At 67.4% G+C, this 17,756-nt stretch carries 18 protein-coding genes; 9 read left to right on the forward strand and 9 right to left on the reverse strand.

What is annotated here, in order from left to right; all coding sequences use genetic code 11:
- Positions 1 to 761 (reverse strand): DUF262 domain-containing protein (locus KF783_RS13890; protein ID WP_294080338.1); only part of this gene is annotated, 761 nt, incomplete at its 3' end.
- A 232-nt stretch (positions 762 to 993) separates the two neighbouring features.
- Here KF783_RS13890 and KF783_RS13895 point away from each other — a divergent pair.
- Both KF783_RS13895 and KF783_RS13900 read left to right on the forward strand, forming a co-directional pair.
- Positions 994 to 1,119 (forward strand): hypothetical protein, encoded by a 126-nt coding sequence (locus tag KF783_RS13895; protein WP_294080340.1) that lies wholly within the window; start codon positions 994 to 996, stop codon positions 1,117 to 1,119.
- A 497-nt stretch (positions 1,120 to 1,616) separates the two neighbouring features.
- Positions 1,617 to 2,063, forward strand: a complete 447-nt coding sequence (locus KF783_RS13900) for a hypothetical protein (RefSeq protein ID WP_294080342.1) — start codon at positions 1,617 to 1,619, stop codon at positions 2,061 to 2,063.
- A 312-nt stretch (positions 2,064 to 2,375) separates the two neighbouring features.
- Here the strand turns inward: KF783_RS13900 and gyrB are convergent, their stop codons facing one another.
- The 6 genes from gyrB to KF783_RS13930 form a co-directional block, all read right to left on the reverse strand.
- Positions 2,376 to 4,901, reverse strand: coding sequence for a DNA topoisomerase (ATP-hydrolyzing) subunit B (gene gyrB, locus KF783_RS13905; RefSeq protein ID WP_294080344.1), 2,526 nt, complete (start codon positions 4,899 to 4,901; stop codon positions 2,376 to 2,378).
- A 61-nt stretch (positions 4,902 to 4,962) separates the two neighbouring features.
- Positions 4,963 to 6,570 (reverse strand): bifunctional GNAT family N-acetyltransferase/carbon-nitrogen hydrolase family protein, encoded by a 1,608-nt coding sequence (locus tag KF783_RS13910; RefSeq protein ID WP_294080345.1) that lies wholly within the window; start codon positions 6,568 to 6,570, stop codon positions 4,963 to 4,965.
- A 123-nt stretch (positions 6,571 to 6,693) separates the two neighbouring features.
- Positions 6,694 to 7,761 carry a DNA replication/repair protein RecF gene (gene recF, locus KF783_RS13915; protein ID WP_294080347.1) on the reverse strand — a complete coding sequence of 356 codons (1,068 nt, stop codon included), beginning with the start codon at positions 7,759 to 7,761 and terminating at the stop codon, positions 6,694 to 6,696.
- Positions 7,762 to 7,808: 47 nt separating this feature from the next.
- Positions 7,809 to 8,558 (reverse strand): Coq4 family protein, encoded by a 750-nt coding sequence (locus tag KF783_RS13920; protein ID WP_294080349.1) that lies wholly within the window; start codon positions 8,556 to 8,558, stop codon positions 7,809 to 7,811.
- 68 nt (positions 8,559 to 8,626) lie between these two features.
- The gene (gene dnaN / locus KF783_RS13925; protein WP_294080351.1) at positions 8,627 to 9,730 is read right to left on the reverse strand and encodes a DNA polymerase III subunit beta; all 1,104 of its coding nucleotides are present in this window, start codon (positions 9,728 to 9,730) and stop codon (positions 8,627 to 8,629) included.
- Positions 9,731 to 9,875: 145 nt separating this feature from the next.
- Positions 9,876 to 10,475 carry an outer membrane beta-barrel protein gene (locus KF783_RS13930; RefSeq protein ID WP_294080353.1) on the reverse strand — a complete coding sequence of 200 codons (600 nt, stop codon included), beginning with the start codon at positions 10,473 to 10,475 and terminating at the stop codon, positions 9,876 to 9,878.
- 134 nt (positions 10,476 to 10,609) lie between these two features.
- Between KF783_RS13930 and KF783_RS13935 the strand changes: the two genes are divergently transcribed.
- The gene (locus KF783_RS13935; protein ID WP_294080355.1) at positions 10,610 to 11,239 is read left to right on the forward strand and encodes a histidine phosphatase family protein; all 630 of its coding nucleotides are present in this window, start codon (positions 10,610 to 10,612) and stop codon (positions 11,237 to 11,239) included.
- Positions 11,236 to 11,706 (forward strand): hypothetical protein, encoded by a 471-nt coding sequence (locus tag KF783_RS13940; protein ID WP_294080357.1) that lies wholly within the window; start codon positions 11,236 to 11,238, stop codon positions 11,704 to 11,706. Before KF783_RS13935 ends, KF783_RS13940 begins: the two co-directional genes overlap by 4 nt.
- Positions 11,707 to 11,721: 15 nt before the next feature.
- Here KF783_RS13940 and KF783_RS13945 read toward each other — a convergent pair whose 3' ends face one another.
- Positions 11,722 to 12,192: a DUF4168 domain-containing protein gene (locus KF783_RS13945; protein ID WP_294080359.1), complete on the reverse strand. Its 471-nt coding sequence runs from the start codon at positions 12,190 to 12,192 to the stop codon at positions 11,722 to 11,724.
- A 188-nt stretch (positions 12,193 to 12,380) separates the two neighbouring features.
- On the opposite strand from KF783_RS13945, the gene rlmN reads away from it, so the two are divergent.
- Entirely contained in the window at positions 12,381 to 13,565 is a 1,185-nt protein-coding gene (gene rlmN, locus KF783_RS13950) for a 23S rRNA (adenine(2503)-C(2))-methyltransferase RlmN (RefSeq protein ID WP_366511751.1), read from the forward strand.
- Positions 13,566 to 13,600: 35 nt separating this feature from the next.
- Positions 13,601 to 14,491 (forward strand): alpha/beta fold hydrolase, encoded by an 891-nt coding sequence (locus KF783_RS13955; RefSeq protein ID WP_294080365.1) that lies wholly within the window; start codon positions 13,601 to 13,603, stop codon positions 14,489 to 14,491.
- A 21-nt stretch (positions 14,492 to 14,512) separates the two neighbouring features.
- Here KF783_RS13955 and KF783_RS13960 read toward each other — a convergent pair whose 3' ends face one another.
- Positions 14,513 to 15,349 (reverse strand): PhzF family phenazine biosynthesis protein, encoded by an 837-nt coding sequence (locus KF783_RS13960; protein WP_294080368.1) that lies wholly within the window; start codon positions 15,347 to 15,349, stop codon positions 14,513 to 14,515.
- Positions 15,350 to 15,384: 35 nt separating this feature from the next.
- On the opposite strand from KF783_RS13960, the gene KF783_RS13965 reads away from it, so the two are divergent.
- From KF783_RS13965 to KF783_RS13975, 3 genes are all read left to right on the forward strand, one after another.
- Positions 15,385 to 16,170 carry a sulfite exporter TauE/SafE family protein gene (locus KF783_RS13965; protein WP_294080370.1) on the forward strand — a complete coding sequence of 262 codons (786 nt, stop codon included), beginning with the start codon at positions 15,385 to 15,387 and terminating at the stop codon, positions 16,168 to 16,170.
- Between the two features lie 64 nt (positions 16,171 to 16,234).
- A complete protein-coding gene (locus KF783_RS13970) occupies positions 16,235 to 16,975 on the forward strand; it encodes a cytochrome b/b6 domain-containing protein (protein ID WP_294080371.1) in 741 nt (246 codons plus the stop codon).
- On the forward strand, positions 16,972 to 17,721 hold the full coding sequence (locus KF783_RS13975) for a molybdopterin-binding protein (RefSeq protein WP_294080373.1): 750 nt from the start codon (positions 16,972 to 16,974) through the stop codon (positions 17,719 to 17,721). The genes KF783_RS13970 and KF783_RS13975 overlap by 4 nt, the downstream gene beginning before the upstream one ends.
- The last annotated feature ends 35 nt before the right edge of the window (positions 17,722 to 17,756 follow it).

A 17,756-nucleotide genomic window follows, 5' to 3' on the forward strand; every position in this document is an offset into this window, starting at 1 on the left:
CGCGACGCTTCCCAGAGCAGCCAGTTCTTGATCAGGTCAGCCGGCAGGAGTGGGGTGCCGTGCGCGTTCAACGTTTCGAAGATCGCTTGCGGCTCGTCGCTGGGGTCAAGATCCAGGACGATGAGCTTGAGATAGTCCGCCAGCGCGGCGGCAAACCGCTGAGCACGATGCCCGGCCCTAGCAACGTCCGTGTCAGGCCGGAGATAAGCCAGCGCCGCCGAGCGGAAGAACCGATAGGCTTCCGCCATTCTGGTCGTCTGACCCGTCGGGCCGGACGCCGCGTCGCTGTCGAGAACGGCGCGGAAGGGATCCCGGTCTTCGTTGGTCGGCCAGACCTTATATCTCTCCTGGGGTTCATAGGCGGTGTTGGCAGTCAGCATGCCCAACCGCTGCTTCGCGAAGGCGACCATACCAGCGTCATCGCCATCGATGCCCGCCTCAACTTCGGCGAGAGCGTGCTCGGACGCCTTCAGCAGGATCTGCAGTGTCGTCAGACGTTGCTGCCCGTCGATCACCTCACGCCGAGGCAGACTGCCCGTCGCGTTGGGCGTCTGCTCGAGAACGATTGTCCCCAGGAAGTGGCTTGCGACCGCTTCATCACCTTGACGTGCCTCAAGCCGGTCGAGAAGGCCGATCACATCTTCCCACAGCGGCTCCCATTGCTCCTCTTTGGACCAGACATAGGGGCGCTGGAACAGCGGCACTGTATGCCTGGTCTGAGCGCCGAAGATCTGAGCGATCGGCATGTAGGTCGGCTGCATATGTTCCCCCCACCGACACATGCAATCGATCTGCAGGGCCGATCATCGACTTATGCGGCAGGGGGAGCGGCGAGCAAGATTGTTTTGATCCGCTTCGCAGCCATCGAGCGAACAGTTATCGGACCGAAGCCGCAACCGACGTCTTGAACACCGCGCCGGTTGGACACGGTGTTCGAGAACACACAGGCCATCGCGAGATACTTCGCTCCCGTTGGTTGCACTGCCGTCATCGATGGTCGAGGCCTGCGCGCTGGCCGCGGCGCTTGAGCAGGGCTGGAGCCTGGTCTCGCTCGAATTCGGCAAGTCGTCTAAGTCGATGGGGCCGCTCAGCTTCTCCGTTTCGGTCGCGGACGGGTAGGGCGGCGCGGAAATCACGCACGACTGTGCGCTTGCTACCGACGCCGACGGCCGCTACGTCCTGGCACCGCGGCGCCGTAGCGGCAACCTTTCACTTCGCCATCGGGCCGGACGGCCTCGAGCGGCGGCACGGCCGCCCGGCGGATCTGGCAGCCGGCACCATCCGCGCGATGCGGAGATTCGTCGCCGCCGCGAGGAAGGCCACGGCCGGCAGCTGCATCGAGGTGCACACCCTCGATGCGGCGGCCGCCTGATCGCCGACGCCGCGTCCCAACGGGCGCAGTTGGGCTCGCGCTGCCCGCTAACCTGATCGCCGCACGGCACGCCGTGTCGCCGAACCATCGTCCCTCGGGCAGGGGGCAGTGCACATACACCGTGCTTGACGCCTTCAGTGCGCTCTCGACGGGAGGGGAAAAGCGCTCCGCTGATGTGCGGACGAAGGAGATAACGAATGTTCGATGACAACGGCAAGCGTCAGATTCAGGCGTTATCGCAGCCATGCGCGCCATCGCCGACCCCCTCCGGGCGATGATGACCCAGCAGACGGCGCCGGTGGTGATCACCGGCGGCGCCTCGGTCAACCTGCTGAAGCTCGGTTCGATCGCGAAGGCTGCCTCCGACCAGTTCGACGCCGACCACGTCCACCTGGTGTTCGAGCCCGGACGCGAGGCGGAAGGCCCCAAGCGGATCCTCGTGGGGATGCACCGCGACCGGATCGTCCACGTCAAGACCGACTGCTCGGTCTGGGCCGATCCACGCCGCCGACCGTTCCTGCTCGCGCGCCAGGTTAGCGAGATGGGGCTGACGAGTTTCGATCCGGACGGGATGGACTACCGGCCGGGCCGACCGAAGACGAACGTGGCCAAGGGCCTCGCGCGCGGCGCGGAGTTGCTACGCCGGCTCGCCGCAAACGACCTGGAGGAGCCGGTAGCTGCCGCTGGCTGAGCCTCAGGCGCCTGCCTCTAACAGCGCGGGCGCCCAATCCGAGCGAACGCCCTTCGGCTCCAAAAGTGCCTCGGCCGACGGAACGGAAGGTGAAGGGCCACCTGTCCGAAGGGATTAGGCCAACGGTGAAGAGACAGCTTCACCTCGAGACCTCCACGAGCGCGCGTCATGACCCCAGCCTACGCGGGCGACGGTGCCCACAATGTCGTTGTCGCCGACTACAGTCCGTCAAAAGATATCCACGCAATTGCCGTTTTTAGACACGCAATCACTTACTGTAGACACGCAATCGGTTTATTTCAGAATCCGCGATCAGACGTCGAGATTGGCGACGCTCAGCGCATTTTCCTGAATGAACTCGCGGCGCGGTTCGACGACATCGCCCATCAGGCGCGTGAAGATCTCGTCGGCGACGTCGGCCTGGTCGATCGCGACCTGAAGCATCGACCGGTTCTGCGGATCGAGCGTGGTTTCCCACAATTGCTCGGCGTTCATTTCGCCCAGCCCCTTGTAGCGCTGGATCGACAGTCCCTTGCGGCCGGAGGCCAGGATCGCATCGAGCAGTTCGGACGGTCGCGCGACCAGCGTTTCGCCCTTTGCGACCGGCGCGGGAACATCCTCCTCCCCTTCGGCGGGCGCCGGGGTGGTTTCTTCCGCCTGCGCCGCCTTGATCGAGACCAGCCTGGCGATCTGCGCGTAGCTGACGGCCTGTTCGGCGGCGAGCGTATGGAGCTTGCGCCCCTCGGCCGAGGCGAGGAACGCGGCCTCGATGATGTGATGGTCGGTCACGCCGCGCCACAGCCGCTCGAAATGAAAGCCGCCCTCCTCGGTCACGCGGGCGGTCCAGCGGGCGTCGGCATCGGTCATGTCGAGCCGCTTCGTCACCGCCGCAAGCCGCTCCGCGCGCTGCTCGCGCGTCGCCGTCGGGTCGAGCGCGCCGCCCAGCGCCAGCGCCTCGATGATCGCGGGATCATAGCGGCGTGGGACGTAGCGCATCAGTGTCTTCATGCGCCGGGCATGTTCGACAAGCGCGGTCAGATCCTCGCCGAAGCGCGGCCCCTCCGCCGTTTCCAGCCGGTTCGCGGCGACCCCGGCCTCGACCAGATAGTCGTCGAGCGCGCCATCGTCCTTCAGATAGACTTCGGACCGGCCCCGCGTCGCCTTGTACAGCGGGGGCTGGGCGATGAAGAGATGCCCCGCCTCGATGATCTCGGGTACCTGGCGATAGAAGAAGGTCAGCAGCAGCGTGCGGATATGCGCGCCGTCGACATCGGCGTCGGTCATGATGACGATCTTGTGATAGCGCAGCTTTTCCAGGTTGAAGTCGTCGCGGCCGATACCCGTCCCCATCGCCTGGATCAGCGTGCCGATCTCCCGGCTGGACAGCATCCGGTCGAACCGCGCACGCTCGACGTTCAGGATCTTGCCGCGCAGCGGCAGGATCGCCTGGAAATGCCGGTCGCGGCCCTGCTTGGCCGAACCACCGGCCGAGTCACCCTCGACCAGGAACAGTTCCGACTTGGCGGGATCGCGCTCCTGACAATCGGCGAGCTTGCCGGGCAGCGAGGCGATGTCCATCACGCCCTTGCGCCGGGTCAGCTCGCGCGCCTTGCGCGCGGCTTCGCGGGCGGCGGCGGCGTCGATGATCTTCTGGACGATCGTCTTGGCCGGGCCGGGATTTTCTTCCAGCCATTCGGCCAGCTTGTCGGCCATCAGGCTTTCGAGCGGCTGGCGCACCTCGCTGCTGACCAGCTTGTCCTTGGTCTGCGACGAGAATTTCGGATCGGGCAGCTTGACGCTGACGATCGCGGTCAGCCCCTCGCGCATGTCGTCGCCGGTGAGGGAGACCTTCTCCTTCTTCAATAGTCCGGACTTGTCGGCATAGTTGTTGAGCGTGCGGGTCAGCGCCGCGCGGAACGCGGCGAGATGGGTGCCGCCATCGCGCTGTGGAATGTTGTTGGTGAAGCAGAGGACGTTTTCATAATAGCTGTCGTTCCACTCCAGCGCGACGTCGATGGTGACGTCGTCGCGGGTGCCGGTGATGGCGATCGGATCGGGCATCAGCGCGGTCTTGTTGCGATCGAGCCATTTGACGAAGGCGGCGATCCCGCCCTCGTAGAACAGCTCGACCTCCTTCACCTCCTCATGCCGTGCGTCGCGCAGGAACAGGCGCACGCCGGAGTTCAGAAAGGCGAGCTCGCGGTAGCGGTGCTCCAGCTTCTCGAAATCATATTCGGTGATCTTGAACGTCGCCGGGCTGGCGAGGAAGGTGACGCGCGTTCCCTTCTTGCCGTCGGCGGGGCCGATCACCTTGAGCGGCGCTTCGGCGTCGCCATGGCGGAAGCGCATATAATGCTCCTCACCGTCGCGCCAGATGTTGAGGTCCAGCCATTCGGAAAGCGCGTTGACGACCGAAACGCCGACCCCGTGCAGGCCGCCCGACACCTTGTACGCATTGTCGTCGGACGTATTCTCGAACTTTCCGCCGGCGTGCAGCTGGGTCATGATGACCTCGGCCGCGCTCACCCCTTCTTCCGGGTGGATGCCGGTCGGAATACCGCGGCCATTATCCTCGACGCTGACCGATCCGTCGGCGTTCAGCTGGATGATGATGCGGTCGCAATGGCCGGCCAGCGCCTCGTCGATCGCATTGTCGCTCACCTCGAACACCATATGGTGCAGGCCCGACCCGTCGTCGGTGTCGCCGATATACATGCCCGGCCGCTTGCGCACCGCATCCAGGCCCTTGAGAACCTTGATGCTCTCGGCGCCGTAGCTGTTCTGATTGGAGCGGGGAGCGGGGGTGCCGGAGGGCGTGTTCGTGTCGTCGGAAGCCATGCCCAGCATATAGGGTCGTCGGCCCTGTAACGGAAGCGAAATACGCCTTAAAGCCGCCCGTTCAGCCGCCGCCCGGCCCCTTCTTTTCATGGCCGTGGCCGATCGGCATCTGCTGCTCGCCGCGCGGGCTTTGCGTCCAGTCGATCCGGTAGAGGTCGAACCGGCGATCGTTGAGGTTGCGCACGGTGCCTTCCGCCCGCGCCCATGTGAGGTCGGCCAGGTTCACGTCGGCGATCGTCAGCGTCTCGATATTCTCACTCGCCTCGGCCGCGATGCCGTCGCGCGCGAACGGGAAGTCGCACGGGGTGAGGATGCAGCTCTGCGCGTATTGGATGTCCATATTCTCGACGCCGGGCAGGTTGCCGACATTGCCGCTCATCACCACGAAACACTGGTTTTCGATCGCCCGCGCCTGGGCGCAATAGCGCACGCGCATATAGCCCTGACGGCTGTCGGTGCAGAAGGGAATGAAGATCATCCGCGCGCCCTCGTCCACCAGCCGGCGGGCGAGTTCGGGAAATTCGCTGTCGTAACAGATCAGCACGCCGATCGGCCCGCAATCGGTCTGGATCACATCGACGCCGTCGCCGCCCTTGATCTTCCACCAATAGGCTTCGTCCGGGGTCGGATGGATCTTTTCCTGTGCATGTACCGATCCGTCGCGCAGGCAGACATAGGCGACGTTCTGGATCTCGCCATCGTCGGTATAGGTGGGATGCGACCCGCCGATGATGTTGACGTTGTAGGACAGCGCCATGTCCGACAGCCGATCGACCAGCGGCTTGCGCCACCCGGTCAGCTTGTCCAGCGCCTGGGCCGGGGTCAGGTCGTGCGGTTCGAACGACAGCAGCGACAGGGTGAAAAGTTCGGGGAACACGACGAAATCGGCGCGATAGTTCGACGCGACATCGACGAAATATTCGACATTGCGCATGAACTCCTCGAAGTCGGCGACCGCGCGTGCCTGAAGCTGGACGGTGGCCAGCCGGACGCTTTCGATGTCGCGCGGCACCCGGTGTGTCGGCGGCTCGTCCGGATCGACATAGGGGTTGCGCCAGACCATGTGTGCGGCATGCCCGCCCGACGGCTTGTCCTCCGGCAGATAGTCGGGGAGCACGCCGATCGGGCGAAAGCCGTTGGCGATCTGGAACCCGATGGTCGGATCGCGCAGCTCGCCCTCGACCACTTTCTCGACATAGTCGGCAGGCCCCGACACCCGGGCGATCGAGCGGCGGAAATTGGGCATGCGTGCGCCGAACACGATACCCTTCAGGTCGAGCCGCTCGACCAGCATCCGCCGCGCATCGTACAGCCGCTTGCCGATGCGCAGGCCGCGCTGTTTCGACGCGACCACCATCTCATAGCCATAGAGCCAGTCTCCGGTCGGATCGTGGCGGCTGCCGAACCCGTTGCCGGTGATCGATTCCCAGTCGTGCGGGGCAAGCGCGACCTCTTCGTCGATGCGGCTGGCCGCGCAATAGCCGACCACCTCGCCCTCATAGAGCGCGACGAACACGCCATCGGGATAGTTGTTGATATGCCCCCGGATCATGCCGGAGGTGTAATTCTCGACATTGCGATACGTCTTGCGGGTCAGCGCCAGAATGCCGGGGATATCGGCGGTCGTGGCGTTGCGGATTTCGAGCTTGGCGGGCGTGGCTCTGGTCATCGATGCTCCGGATCTGCGTCTGCCCCGACTACGCACCCCGGGCCGCAAAGTTCAACCCGGACGGTTCGACCGACCGATCGTCACCCCCGTGGTGATGACGGTCGGGCGATGCAGGGCGGGCGCTCAGGCCTCCCGAAACAGCGCGCCGCCGGCGACGCGGAACCGGGTCGCCGGCGCGGGGACCGCGTCGAACAGCGCCGCCTCGGTTCCGGTCATCCATGTCTGCCCCCGGCCGGCCAGCCGCTCGAACAGCGCCGCGCGGCGGCTCGGGTCGAGATGCGCGGCAACTTCGTCCAGCAGCAGAATGGGGTGCCGGCCGACCCGGTCGGCGACCAGTTCGGCATGGGCGAGGACGATGCCGAGCAGCAGTGCCTTTTGCTCGCCGGTGGAGCACAGATGCGCCGGCTGGCGCTTTTCGAGATGAACCACCGACAGGTCCTGCCGGTGCGGGCCGCTCAGCGTTCGGCCCGCCGCCGCGTCGCGCGACCGGCCGGCGCGCAGCTGCGCCGCCAGGTCGTCACACGCCTCGCCCGCCAGCGACAGGCCGGCGCGCGCGAACGGCCCCTCCGGCTGATCCGCCAGCCGTGCGGCCAGCGTCGCGACCGCGTCCCGCCGCGCCGCGTCGATCGCCGCGCCATGGTCGGCCATGCGCGCCTCCAGCGCGGTGAGCCAGTCGGGGTCGGCGGGCATTTCGGCGCCGAGCAGCCGGTTGCGCTCGCGCATCGCCGCTTCATAGCGGGTGGTGTGGTGGGCATGGCCGGGTGCCAGCGCCAGCGTGAGCCGATCGAGAAAACGGCGGCGCTCCCCCGCCGGTTCGACGAACAGCCGGTCCATCGCCGGGGTCAGCCACAGCACGGTGAGCGATTCGGCCAGCGCCGTCGCCGCCGCCGCCGCGCCGTTGACACGGACGATGCGGCGGTCGGGCGCTTCGGCCTGGGTGCCGGTCCCGATCTCCACGCCTGCGGCCAGGGTCGCGGCAACGGCAAAGCCCCCCGGTCCGCCCTGTCGCGCCATGTCCGACAGCGGCGCACGGCGCAGGCCGCGACCGGGGCTGAGCAGCGACACCGCCTCGAGGATGTTGGTCTTGCCCGCGCCATTGTCGCCGGCCAGCACGACAAAGCCGGGGCCGGGCGCCAGCACCGCGTCTTCATGGTTGCGGAAATCGGTCAGGACGAGGCGGGTAAGGGCCATGCGCCGCCTCTCTATCGCGCGCGCCGTTCGCGCGAAAGCCGCCGCGATCAGATGCCGATCAGCCCCGCTTCGGTCAGCTCGCGCTGCGCCTGCCGATAGACGACCGGGTCCGCGATCCCCAGGCGCGCGCGCGCGGCGTCGAGCGGTTCGGTCATCAGCCGCTCATAATCCTCGCCGGACAGCCATGCCGCGCGCTTGCCGTGACGATAGCCTTCGCGAACCGCGCGCATGAAGGTGCGCCGGCCGGTGATCTTCAGGCTCTTCAGCGCGGCGCCGACCGCGATGAACGCCCAGCCAAGGCCGCCGGTCTGCGCGTAGGAAAAGGCGACCAGGCACGCTTCGCCCAGCGGTTCGTCGGCCTGATAGCCGGTCAGGACGTGCCAGATATCGTGGATGTCCCGCTCGCGCCGGCCAAACCATGCATGGGGATGTTCGACGCCACGCTCGATCTCGCCATCGGCATAGCTCACATCGGCCAGCCCCTGCGCCGAATAGCCGGTGCGGTCCAGAAAGGCGCGATATGCCGCGCCCACGCTGCCGTCGGGGAGCGAATCGATCCAGGCGCGGTCCGAAAACCGATCGGCGAGTTCGATGCGCCGATAGGCGAGCCGTCCGCCCTCAGGCGTCAGCAGCAGCTTGCGGTAGTTGCGCCCGGCAATGTCGCCGTTGAGCGCGCGCATGATGCGGAACACCTGCACCGTATCCTCGCCATTGGCGAGCAGGCGGCGCAACGCGCGCAGCGCCGTCCCCCATTCGCGGCGGCGGGGCTTGCCCCAGTCGATTGCTTGAGTCGCCATATCCGACCCTCCTTACTGACAGTCGTGTAAATAAGTGATTACACGGACCGACGCAAGGGGGGGCGCCCCTAGACCCGCATCGGCATCAGCACATAGAGCGCGGGCGACTTGTCATTCTCGCGGATCAGCGTCGGCGCGGCGGCGTCGGCCAGATGCACCTCGACCAGATCGCCCTCGACCTGCCCCAGAATGTCCATCAGGTAGCGCGAGTTGAACCCGATTTCGAACGGCTGGGCGGCATAATCGCCCGGCACGTCCTCGGCCGCAGTGCCGTTGTCGGGGCTGGTCACCGACAGGGTGATCCGGTCGCGATCGAGCGCCATCTTCACCGCGCGCGTCTTTTCGGTCGCGATGGTCGAAACGCGATCGACGCCCTCCATGAAGCTCTTGGGATCGATCTTCAGGATCTTGTCGTTCCCGGTCGGGATGACGCGGCTATAGTCGGGGAAGGTGCCATCGATCAGCTTCGACGTCAGGATCGCCGCGCCCAGGTCGAAGCGGATTTTCGAACCCGACAGCGAAACGCCGACCGATCCGTCCACCTCGTCGAGCAGCTTGCGCAGTTCCGCGACGCATTTGCGCGGCACGATCACGTCGGGCATGCCGTCGGCGCCGTCCGGCCGCGCGACGGTGACGCGGGCCAGGCGATGGCCGTCGGTCGCCGCCGCCTTCAGCGTCTCGTCGGCGACGTGAAGGAAAATGCCGTTCAGATAATAGCGCGTTTCCTCGGTCGAGATCGCGAACCGCGTCTTGTCGATGATCTGCTTGAGCGTTTCGGCGGGCAGCTCGAACACGGTTGGCAGTTCGCCCTCCGCGATCACCGGAAAGTCGTCGCGCGGCAGCGTGCCGAGTTCGAACTTCGCGCGCCCGGCGACGATCTTGATCTTGCCTTCCGCAGCGGACAGCTCGACCTGCGCGCCCTCGGGCAGCTTGCGGGCGATGTCGAACAGCGTGTGGGCCGGGACGGTCGTCGCACCCGGCTGGTCCACCGCCGCGGCGACGGTCTCATCGATCTGGAGATCCAGATCGGTCGCCATCAGGCGGATCGATCCATCGCCCGATGCGTCGATCAGGACGTTGGACAGGATGGGAATGGTATTGCGCCGCTCGACCACGGACTGGACGTGGCTGAGACCCCTGAGCAGCGTTGCGCGTTCGATCGTCGCTTTCATGTCGTTTTTCAAACCCCCGGGCGGCCGCCCATATTCAGACGGCGATGGAATGCCGTCGGAAGTTCGAGTCATCCTTAACGTCAAAAAGGGCCGGAGCAAGCGGCTCCGGCCCTTCGATGTGCATCATTTGTGGATGGCGGCCACTTCAGAAGCGCACGCCGATCCCGGCGACCACCTGATTCCGGTCGACGCTGGCGTTGTACCCCTTGAACTTGCCATAGTCCGAATAGCGGTATTCGCCCTTCAGATAGACCTTGCCGCCCAGCTGCTGCTCGACGCCCGCGCCCACGCGCCAGCCGTCCATGTTGCGGCCGTCGGCGATGGTCACCGCGCCATTGGTGTAGCGATAGTCGACCCGGGCATTGGTGTAGCCGCCCTTTGCGTAGAGCAGGGTCGAATCGCCCACCACCACGCCGGCGCGCACGCCGGCATAGAGATCGCGGCCGGCGTCTAGCTTGAACTCGTCGCCCGCGACCGCCAGGCTGGGGGTGCGGGTATCGGTGCTCGCGCCGGTCAGTTCGACCTCCGGGCCGAACACCGTGTTGCCCGAACGGACGTCATAGCCCAGCGCGCCGCCATAGACGACGCCGCTGCTCGAGCTGGACGGGGTGCCGTTATCGTCGCTCAGATGGTCCCAGCCGACCACGCCTTCGCCGCGCGGACCCGAAAAGGGGGTCGCGTCCTGGGCGAGAGCCGGGGTGGCGAGAGTGCCTGCGGCGAGCGCGGCGAGAATGAGATTACGCATCGGTTACTCCTGTACAAAACCGCCGTTTCGGGCGGGGACCAGCTCAATGCGTCGGCCGGCCCGATGTTGCATGAACCCCAAATAAACGCGGAAAACCGTTGCTTTTGCGCCACAGCCGGCCCTAGCTGTCGGGAATGGCACGCAAGGGTCGCGACTTCATCGCCCGGCACGGCGAAACGGTGTTCAATGCCGCGCGGCGGTTGCAGGGCGATCATGCCCATACCCCCCTGACGCGTGCCGGCTTCGCCCAGGCGGATGAGATGGGGCGAGCGCTGCGCGACCGGCTCGGCGCGCGGCCCGCGCTTACGCTGTGGGCGTCGGACACCGAGCGCGCGTTGCAGACGCTGGCGGTGATCGCGGAACATCTGGACCTCGACTGGCACGACGCGCGGCGGGACGGGCGGCTGACCGAAATCGCCATGGGCGGCTGGGGCGGCCGCTATTATGCCGACCTTGTCGATGAGGTCGGGCCGGTGGTCGTCGCCGGCGGATTGCTGCGTCCGGCGCCGGACGGCGAAACCTATGCCCAGATCGCGACCCGCGTCGCCGGCTGGCTGGCCGACACGGACGACGATCCGGGCGACCGTCTGGTGGTGATGCATGGCATCTCCAGCCGGGTATTGCGCGGCATCATGACGCGGCAGGACAGCCACCCCGAATTCGGCACGCCGATCGCTGACGGCCTGCCCCAGGGGTCGGTGGTGATGATCGAAAACCGGGGCGAGTGCGTGATCCACACCGGCACCGGGCGGGCGCCGGCATGATCGCGCTGTTGATCGCGATCGCGCTGGCGGCACAGGCGCAGGGGCGCGAATCGCTTGGCGTGTTCGACAGCTGGGGAGCGTTCCGCGATGCTGCGCCGGCACGCTGCTTTGCCATCGCCCGCCCGGTGCGGGGTGAGGGGGGGGCGTTCGCCAGCGTCGCCAACTGGCCCCGCAGCGGCGCGCGCAATCAGCTATATGTGCATCTCAGCCGCCCGCGCGACCCGCGTGCGAAGGTAACGCTGGCGATTGGCGAGCGCCGGTTCGAACTGATCGCCGGGCCGAGCGACGCATGGGCGCCTGATGCGCGGACCGACATCGCGATCGTGACCGCGATGCGCTCCGGGCGCAGCATGAGCGTGGAGAGCCTGGCGCGCGGCGGGGGCGCGTTCGCCGATACCTATGCGCTCAAGGGCGCGGCGACCGCGATCGACGCGGCGGCGATGGGCTGCGCCCGCCGCAGCGGCTGACGCAGCCCGGAACGGTCAGCCGGCCTTGGGTGTCGGCGCCGGAGTCGGCTGGGCGGCCGGAGTGGCCGGTTCGGCCGGCGCCTTCGGCGTCGTCGCGGTGGCGGGTGCGCCCGGCGTGGCGGGAGTCGCCGGCGCCGCGCTCATCTGCGCCTGCTGCTCGGCGACGAGCGCTTCGCGGATCTTGGTGCGCAGCGCGGGATCGGCATCGGAGGCGTTGGCGATTTCGTTGAACCGGGTGGGTTCCAGGCCCGCGCCCTTGACCGCATCGGCCAGCTTTTGCGGCTTGTCCGCCGCGCCGATCGACGCGTCCTTCTGAACCTTGTCGGCGGCGATCGCGGCCTTCGCGAACATCTTCACTTCAGCGTCGCTCACGCTCGCGGGCGTGGCGGCGGGCGCCGGCGCAGCGGGCGCGGCAGTCTGAGCGAAGGCGGGGGAAACGAGAACGGCACCGGCCAGCAGGGCCGCGTGGGTCAGCTTGATCAACATGTTGCTCCGGATAGTTGCGAAAAGCGGCCCAAGGTTTCAGCCATGCCCAGCGGTCGCAACCCGCGCGCGGCGGGCCGTGGCTCCCCCGGGATGGGCGGGGAGTGGAATTGCCCCGCGATTTCGACTATAGGCGCGCGATGCAGACAGTTTCGGCGCCTCCCCCGCCCGGTGACGGGCAGATCGGACGCATGCCCATTCCCGGGCATATCGACCCCGTCCCCGTTCCGCGCAGCCTGAAGCCGCGCGCCGACGGGCGGATCGACCTGCTGGGCCTGTCGAAGCACGATCTGCGCATGGCGCTGGAGACCAGCCAGCTCGAACCGAAGCAGGCGAAGCTGCGCGCCAAGCAGCTGTGGCACTGGATCTACAATCGCGGTGTCACCGATTTTTCGCTGATGACCGACATCTCGAAGGCGATGCAGCCCTGGCTGGCGCAGCGGTTCGTCATCTCCCGCCCCCAGGTGGTCGAGGCACAGGTGTCGCGCGACGGCACCCGCAAATGGCTGCTCCGGTCGGACGACGGGCAGGATTACGAGATGGTGTTCATTCCCGACGCGGATCGCGGCACGCTGTGCGTGTCGAGCCAGGTCGGCTGCACGCTCAACTGCCGCTTCTGCCACACCGGCACGATGCGCCTCGTCCGCAATCTGGAGCCGGGCGAGATTGTCGGTCAGGTGATGCTCGCGCGCGACGCGCTGGGCGAATGGCCCAGCCAGCCCGAGGGGCGGATGCTCACCAACATCGTGATGATGGGGATGGGCGAACCGCTCTATAATTTCGACAATGTCCGCGATTCGCTCAAGATCGTGATGGACGGCGACGGCCTCGCCCTGTCGAAGCGGCGGATCACCCTGTCGACCAGCGGCGTGGTGCCGATGATGGCGCGCGCCGGCGAAGAGATCGGCGTGAACCTCGCCGTGTCGCTGCACGCCGTCACCAAGGAGGTGCGCGACGAGATCGTGCCGCTCAACCGCAAGTTCGGGCTTGAGGAACTGCTTCAGGCATGCGCCGACTATCCCGGCGCGAACAATGCGCGTCGCATCACCTTTGAATATGTGATGCTGCGCGACAAGAACGACAGCGACGACGACGCACGCGAGCTGGTCCGCCTGATCAAGGCATACAAGCTGCCGGCGAAGGTGAACCTCATCCCCTTCAACCCCTGGCCCGGCGCGCCCTATGAATGTTCGACGCCCGAGCGGATCGCACGGTTTCAGGAGATCGTGTTCGGCGCCGGCATCTCGGCCCCGGCACGCACCCCGCGCGGCCGCGACATCGACGCCGCGTGCGGCCAGCTGAAAACCGCGTCCGAAAAGAAGTCGCGCGCGGAACTGGACCGGCTGGCGGAAGAGAAACAGGCGGCGCTGGGCTGATTGCGGCGGTCGATCGCACCAGTTAGCGTCGGGGCATGATCCTCGCTTTGCTGCCATTGCTGCTGACCACGGGCGCCGTTCCCGTGGCGGAGCGCCACGATACCCCGCGCCCGGACGGCACCGCTATCCACTGGTCGGTCGAGAATGCCGATGGCGCGCCCGCGCGATCGCCGGCGATCCTGGTGATGCAGGGGACGGGGTGCGAGCCGGTGGCGGAAAAGCCCAACCTCGCCCATGCCGGACGGCTGCTCGTCCCGGGCGCCCGGACGATCCTGATCGACAAGGTCGGAGCGGAATCATCGACCCCTGGCCCGCGCGTCGAGGGGTGCTCCCAGACCTATTGGGACCGCTATACGCTGAGCGGGCGCGTCGAGGACGTGTTGCGAGTGATTGCCGATCTGCGGCGACAGGCGTGGTGGAACGGCCGGATCGTGATCTTTGGCGGGTCGGAAGGGGGCGCCGTCGCCGCGCTCGTCGCGCCGCTGATCCCGGAAACGGCGGCGGTCGTCATCCTCTCGTCGGGCGCTGGCGTGCCGGTGGGTGACCTCATCCGCGCGGCGGTGCCGCCGGACATGGCGGCGCAGGCGCCCGCGATTTTCGCCGCCGCACGGGCGCGACCGACCGGTCAGGAACGCTGGGCGGGCCTCAGCTACCGATGGTGGGCGGACGCCATGGACGTGGTGCCGGCGCGCAGTCTGGCCCGGTCACCGGCGCCCGTCCTGTTGATCCACGGCGCGCGCGATCAATCCTCGCCGGTGGCCACCGCGCGCGCCGGCCGGGACCTGCTGCTGGCGGCTGGCAAGGCGGATACCGACTATCGCGAATATGCGGATTACGACCATTTCATGTGCGACCGCGCCGGCGGCGCGCATATGGATTCGGTGTTGCAGGACGCCGCCCGCTGGATCGCGCCGCATCTGCGCTGATCGCGGGGCTCGACGCCCGGATCAGCGCAGATGCGCACCCGCCGCGACCGTCGCGGTGCGGCCGCCGATCCACACATCGCCATTCGCGTCGATGCGGGCATCGATCAGGCCGTCGTGGCCGGTCGCACGGCCCTGCGCAGCGCGATAGGCGCCCGTCGCAAGGCCGCTGGCGAACAGATATTGCGCGGCGGCGGCGTTGAGGCTGCCGGTCACCGGATCCTCCACCATGCGTCCGCGATCGTCGGTGAAGAACACCCGCAGTTCGAACGCCAGCGCGCCGCCGGCGGGGCAGGGCGCGATCAGGCCGATATTCGTGCCGGCCGGCGCGCGGGCGGGCGGATCGATCGCCATCAGCGCCTCCACCGAATGCAGCCGCAGCAGCTGCCACCCCGGGCCGTTGTCGGCATGGACGGCATCGGCGATCGCCTCGACCGGCACTCCCACGCGGCGCGCTGCCTCATCCCGTTCCGCCGTGCTCAACGCGCCCGATCGCACCAGCGGCGGGGCGCGAAAGGCGAGCCGGTCGCCCGCGCGCGACAGTTCGACCAGTCCCGCGCCGCATTGCTGGACGATCCGCCGGGGATCACGGGGCCTGCCCCCGGCGGCGAGCCAGGCATGGCAGGTGCCGAGCGTGGGATGGCCGGCAAAGGGCAGTTCGCCGGCCGGATAGAAGATGCGGACGCGATAATCGGCCCCGGGATCGGTGGCGGGGACGAGAAAGGTAGTCTCTGAAAAACCGATCCAGCGGGTGAGCGCCAGCATCGCATCGGCGTCCATCGCCCCGGCGTCATGCACGACCGCCAGCGGATTGCCGCTATTGCCCGTCGCCCCGAACACATCGACCAGATCCAGCCTCACGCCGCGCCTCCCCTGCTGTACGAAGCGGCCTTGTCGTGGCGGTGCGTCCGGCGCAAGAGGCGCGGATGGATTGGGGGCAGCTTCTTCTGGCCGCGGGCGCGGGCCTGGTCGGCGGGACGATGAACGCGCTGGCGGGGGGCGGTTCGTTCGCGACGCTGCCGGCGCTGATCGCGCTGGGCCTGCCGGCGAACATCGCCAACGCCACCTCGAACTTCGCGCTGCTGCCCGGCGCCGGGGCGAGCGCATGGGGCTTTCGCGACGAACTGGCGCCGGTCGCAGGACTTTCGGTCTGGTTGCTGGCGGGCATCACCTTCGTCGCCGGGCTGGCGGGCAGCATGCTGCTCGTCCTGACGCCCAGCGACATGTTCGACGTCATCATTCCCTGGCTGCTGCTGTTCGCGCTCGCGGTGATGCTGTTCGGCAGGCGCGCCGCCGACTGGCTGCACGCGCGCGTGACGATCGGGCGCCGCTCGCTGATCGGGGCGCAGTCGCTGCTCGGCGTCTATGGCGGATATTTCGGTGGCGGGGTCGGGCTGATGACCACGGCGATCTACGGGCTGCTGGCCAACATCCAGCCGCGCGAGCTGTTCGCCGTCCGCACGCTCATGCTGGCGATCGCCAATCTGGCCGCTGCGATCGTGTTCGTCGCGTTCGCGATGGTCGATTGGCGCGCATGTCTGCCGATGCTCGCCGGGGCGGCGATCGGCGGCTGGGCGGGCGCGATCGTCGGAAAGCGCATGTCGCCCGCGCTGGTGCGGGCTTGGACGTTGCTGGTGACGGCGGGAACCACGCTGGTCTTCTTCCTGCGCGCCTATGGCTGATCGCGCCCTATCCATCGCGCGATCCGCGCATTAGGCTGGCCGCGAACCCCGGGAGGAGCTCCCAGTGACCGAAGCTGCCGATGGCGACGATAGCGCGCCGCCCGAAACGATCGATCGCCACGCGTTGCCGACCCGCATCTGGCATTGGGTGAACGCGCTTTGCGTGATCATCCTGCTGGGCAGCGGGCTGATGATCCTCAACGCGCACGGACAGCTGTATTGGGGCGAATATGGCGCGAATTTCGACCGGCCCTGGTTCAAGCTGATCTGGCTGTTCGACAGCGGGCGGGTGCCGGGATGGCTGACCATCCCGTCCAATTACAATCTCGCCCTGGCCCGCCGCTGGCACCTCAGCTTCGCGCTGGTGCTCGGATTTGGCCTGCTCGCCTTCATGGTCATCAGCCTGATCAACCGGCATTTCCAGCGCGATCTGCGCGTCCGCGCAAAGGAACTGGCACCCGCGCATCTGATCGCCGACGCAAAGGCGCATGCGCGGTTCGAATTTCACGATGCGAACGATCCGCGCGCCTATAATGTCTTTCAGAAACTGGCCTATGTCGCGGTCATCTTCATCCTGATCCCGCTGGTGATCCTGACCGGGCTCACCATGTCGCCGGGGATGGACGCGGCCTGGCCGTGGCTGCTCGATCTGTTCGGCGGGCGGCAGAGCGCGCGCTCGCTCCATTTCATCGCGGCGGTGGCGCTGGCGGCGTTCATCGTCGTGCATCTGGCGCTGGTGATCCTGGCCGGCCCGGTCAACGAGGTGCGATCGATGATCACTGGCCGGTGGAGGGTCCCAGAATGAGCCTGATCACCCGACGCGGACTGCTCCTCACCGGCGCTGGTGGCCTGCTCGCCGGGTGCGACGCCGTCGGCAGCAGCGAGGCGGGGCGCGACTGGCTGTTCAAGGCGGAGGCGGTGCATCGCAGCCTTCAGCGCGCGATCATGGACCGCAACGCGCTCGCCCGCGAATTTTCGGCGGCGGACATGTCGCCACGCTTTCGTTCCAACGGCACGCGCAATCCCGACACGCCCGAATATCGGGCGCTGGCGATGAACCGGTTCGCCGACTGGCGGCTGGTGGTCGATGGGCTGGTCGCCCGGCCGCTGCGCCTGTCGCTCGCCGATCTGCGCGCCATGCCGCAGCGGGCGCAGATCACCCGCCACGATTGCGTCGAGGGATGGAGCGCGATCGGCAAGTGGCAGGGGCCGCGCCTCTCCACCGTGCTCGACGCGGCCGGCATGCGCGATTCGGCGCGCTATCTGGTGTTCCACTGCGCCGACAGCCTGCGCGGCGGCGCCTATTATGAATCGATCGATCTGATCGATGCGCTGCATCCCCAGACCATCCTCGCCTGGGCGATGAACGACCGCATCCTGCCGGTCGCCAACGGTGCGCCGGTGCGGCTGCGCGCGGAACGGCATCTGGGCTATAAACAGGCCAAGTACATCATGCGGATCGAGGCGGCGGCGTCGTTGGGCGCGATCGGCCGGGGCAAGGGCGGCTATTGGGAGGACGTCGCGGGATATGAATGGTATGCCGGCATCTGACGGTACCGATTCCGCGCTTGCGAAGCGACCATGAG

It is taken from the genome of Sphingomonas sp. (assembly GCF_019635455.1).
Lineage (GTDB): Bacteria > Pseudomonadota > Alphaproteobacteria > Sphingomonadales > Sphingomonadaceae > Sphingomonas.

Coding starts and splice junctions, on each gene's coding strand:
- dnaN (WP_294080351.1), bottom strand. CDS start 9,730: ATGAAAGCGACGATCGAACGCGCAACGCTGCTCAGGGGTCTCAGCCAC.
- KF783_RS13895 (WP_294080340.1), top strand. CDS start 994: ATGGTCGAGGCCTGCGCGCTGGCCGCGGCGCTTGAGCAGGGCTGGAGC.
- gyrB (WP_294080344.1), bottom strand. CDS start 4,901: ATGGCTTCCGACGACACGAACACGCCCTCCGGCACCCCCGCTCCCCGC.
- KF783_RS13975 (WP_294080373.1), top strand. CDS start 16,972: ATGAGCCTGATCACCCGACGCGGACTGCTCCTCACCGGCGCTGGTGGC.
- KF783_RS13930 (WP_294080353.1), bottom strand. CDS start 10,475: ATGCGTAATCTCATTCTCGCCGCGCTCGCCGCAGGCACTCTCGCCACC.
- recF (WP_294080347.1), bottom strand. CDS start 7,761: ATGGCCCTTACCCGCCTCGTCCTGACCGATTTCCGCAACCATGAAGAC.
- KF783_RS13910 (WP_294080345.1), bottom strand. CDS start 6,570: ATGACCAGAGCCACGCCCGCCAAGCTCGAAATCCGCAACGCCACGACC.
- KF783_RS13940 (WP_294080357.1), top strand. CDS start 11,236: ATGATCGCGCTGTTGATCGCGATCGCGCTGGCGGCACAGGCGCAGGGG.
- KF783_RS13945 (WP_294080359.1), bottom strand. CDS start 12,192: ATGTTGATCAAGCTGACCCACGCGGCCCTGCTGGCCGGTGCCGTTCTC.
- KF783_RS13920 (WP_294080349.1), bottom strand. CDS start 8,558: ATGGCGACTCAAGCAATCGACTGGGGCAAGCCCCGCCGCCGCGAATGG.
- KF783_RS13955 (WP_294080365.1), top strand. CDS start 13,601: ATGATCCTCGCTTTGCTGCCATTGCTGCTGACCACGGGCGCCGTTCCC.
- KF783_RS13935 (WP_294080355.1), top strand. CDS start 10,610: ATGGCACGCAAGGGTCGCGACTTCATCGCCCGGCACGGCGAAACGGTG.
- rlmN (WP_366511751.1), top strand. CDS start 12,381: ATGCCCATTCCCGGGCATATCGACCCCGTCCCCGTTCCGCGCAGCCTG.
- KF783_RS13900 (WP_294080342.1), top strand. CDS start 1,617: ATGCGCGCCATCGCCGACCCCCTCCGGGCGATGATGACCCAGCAGACG.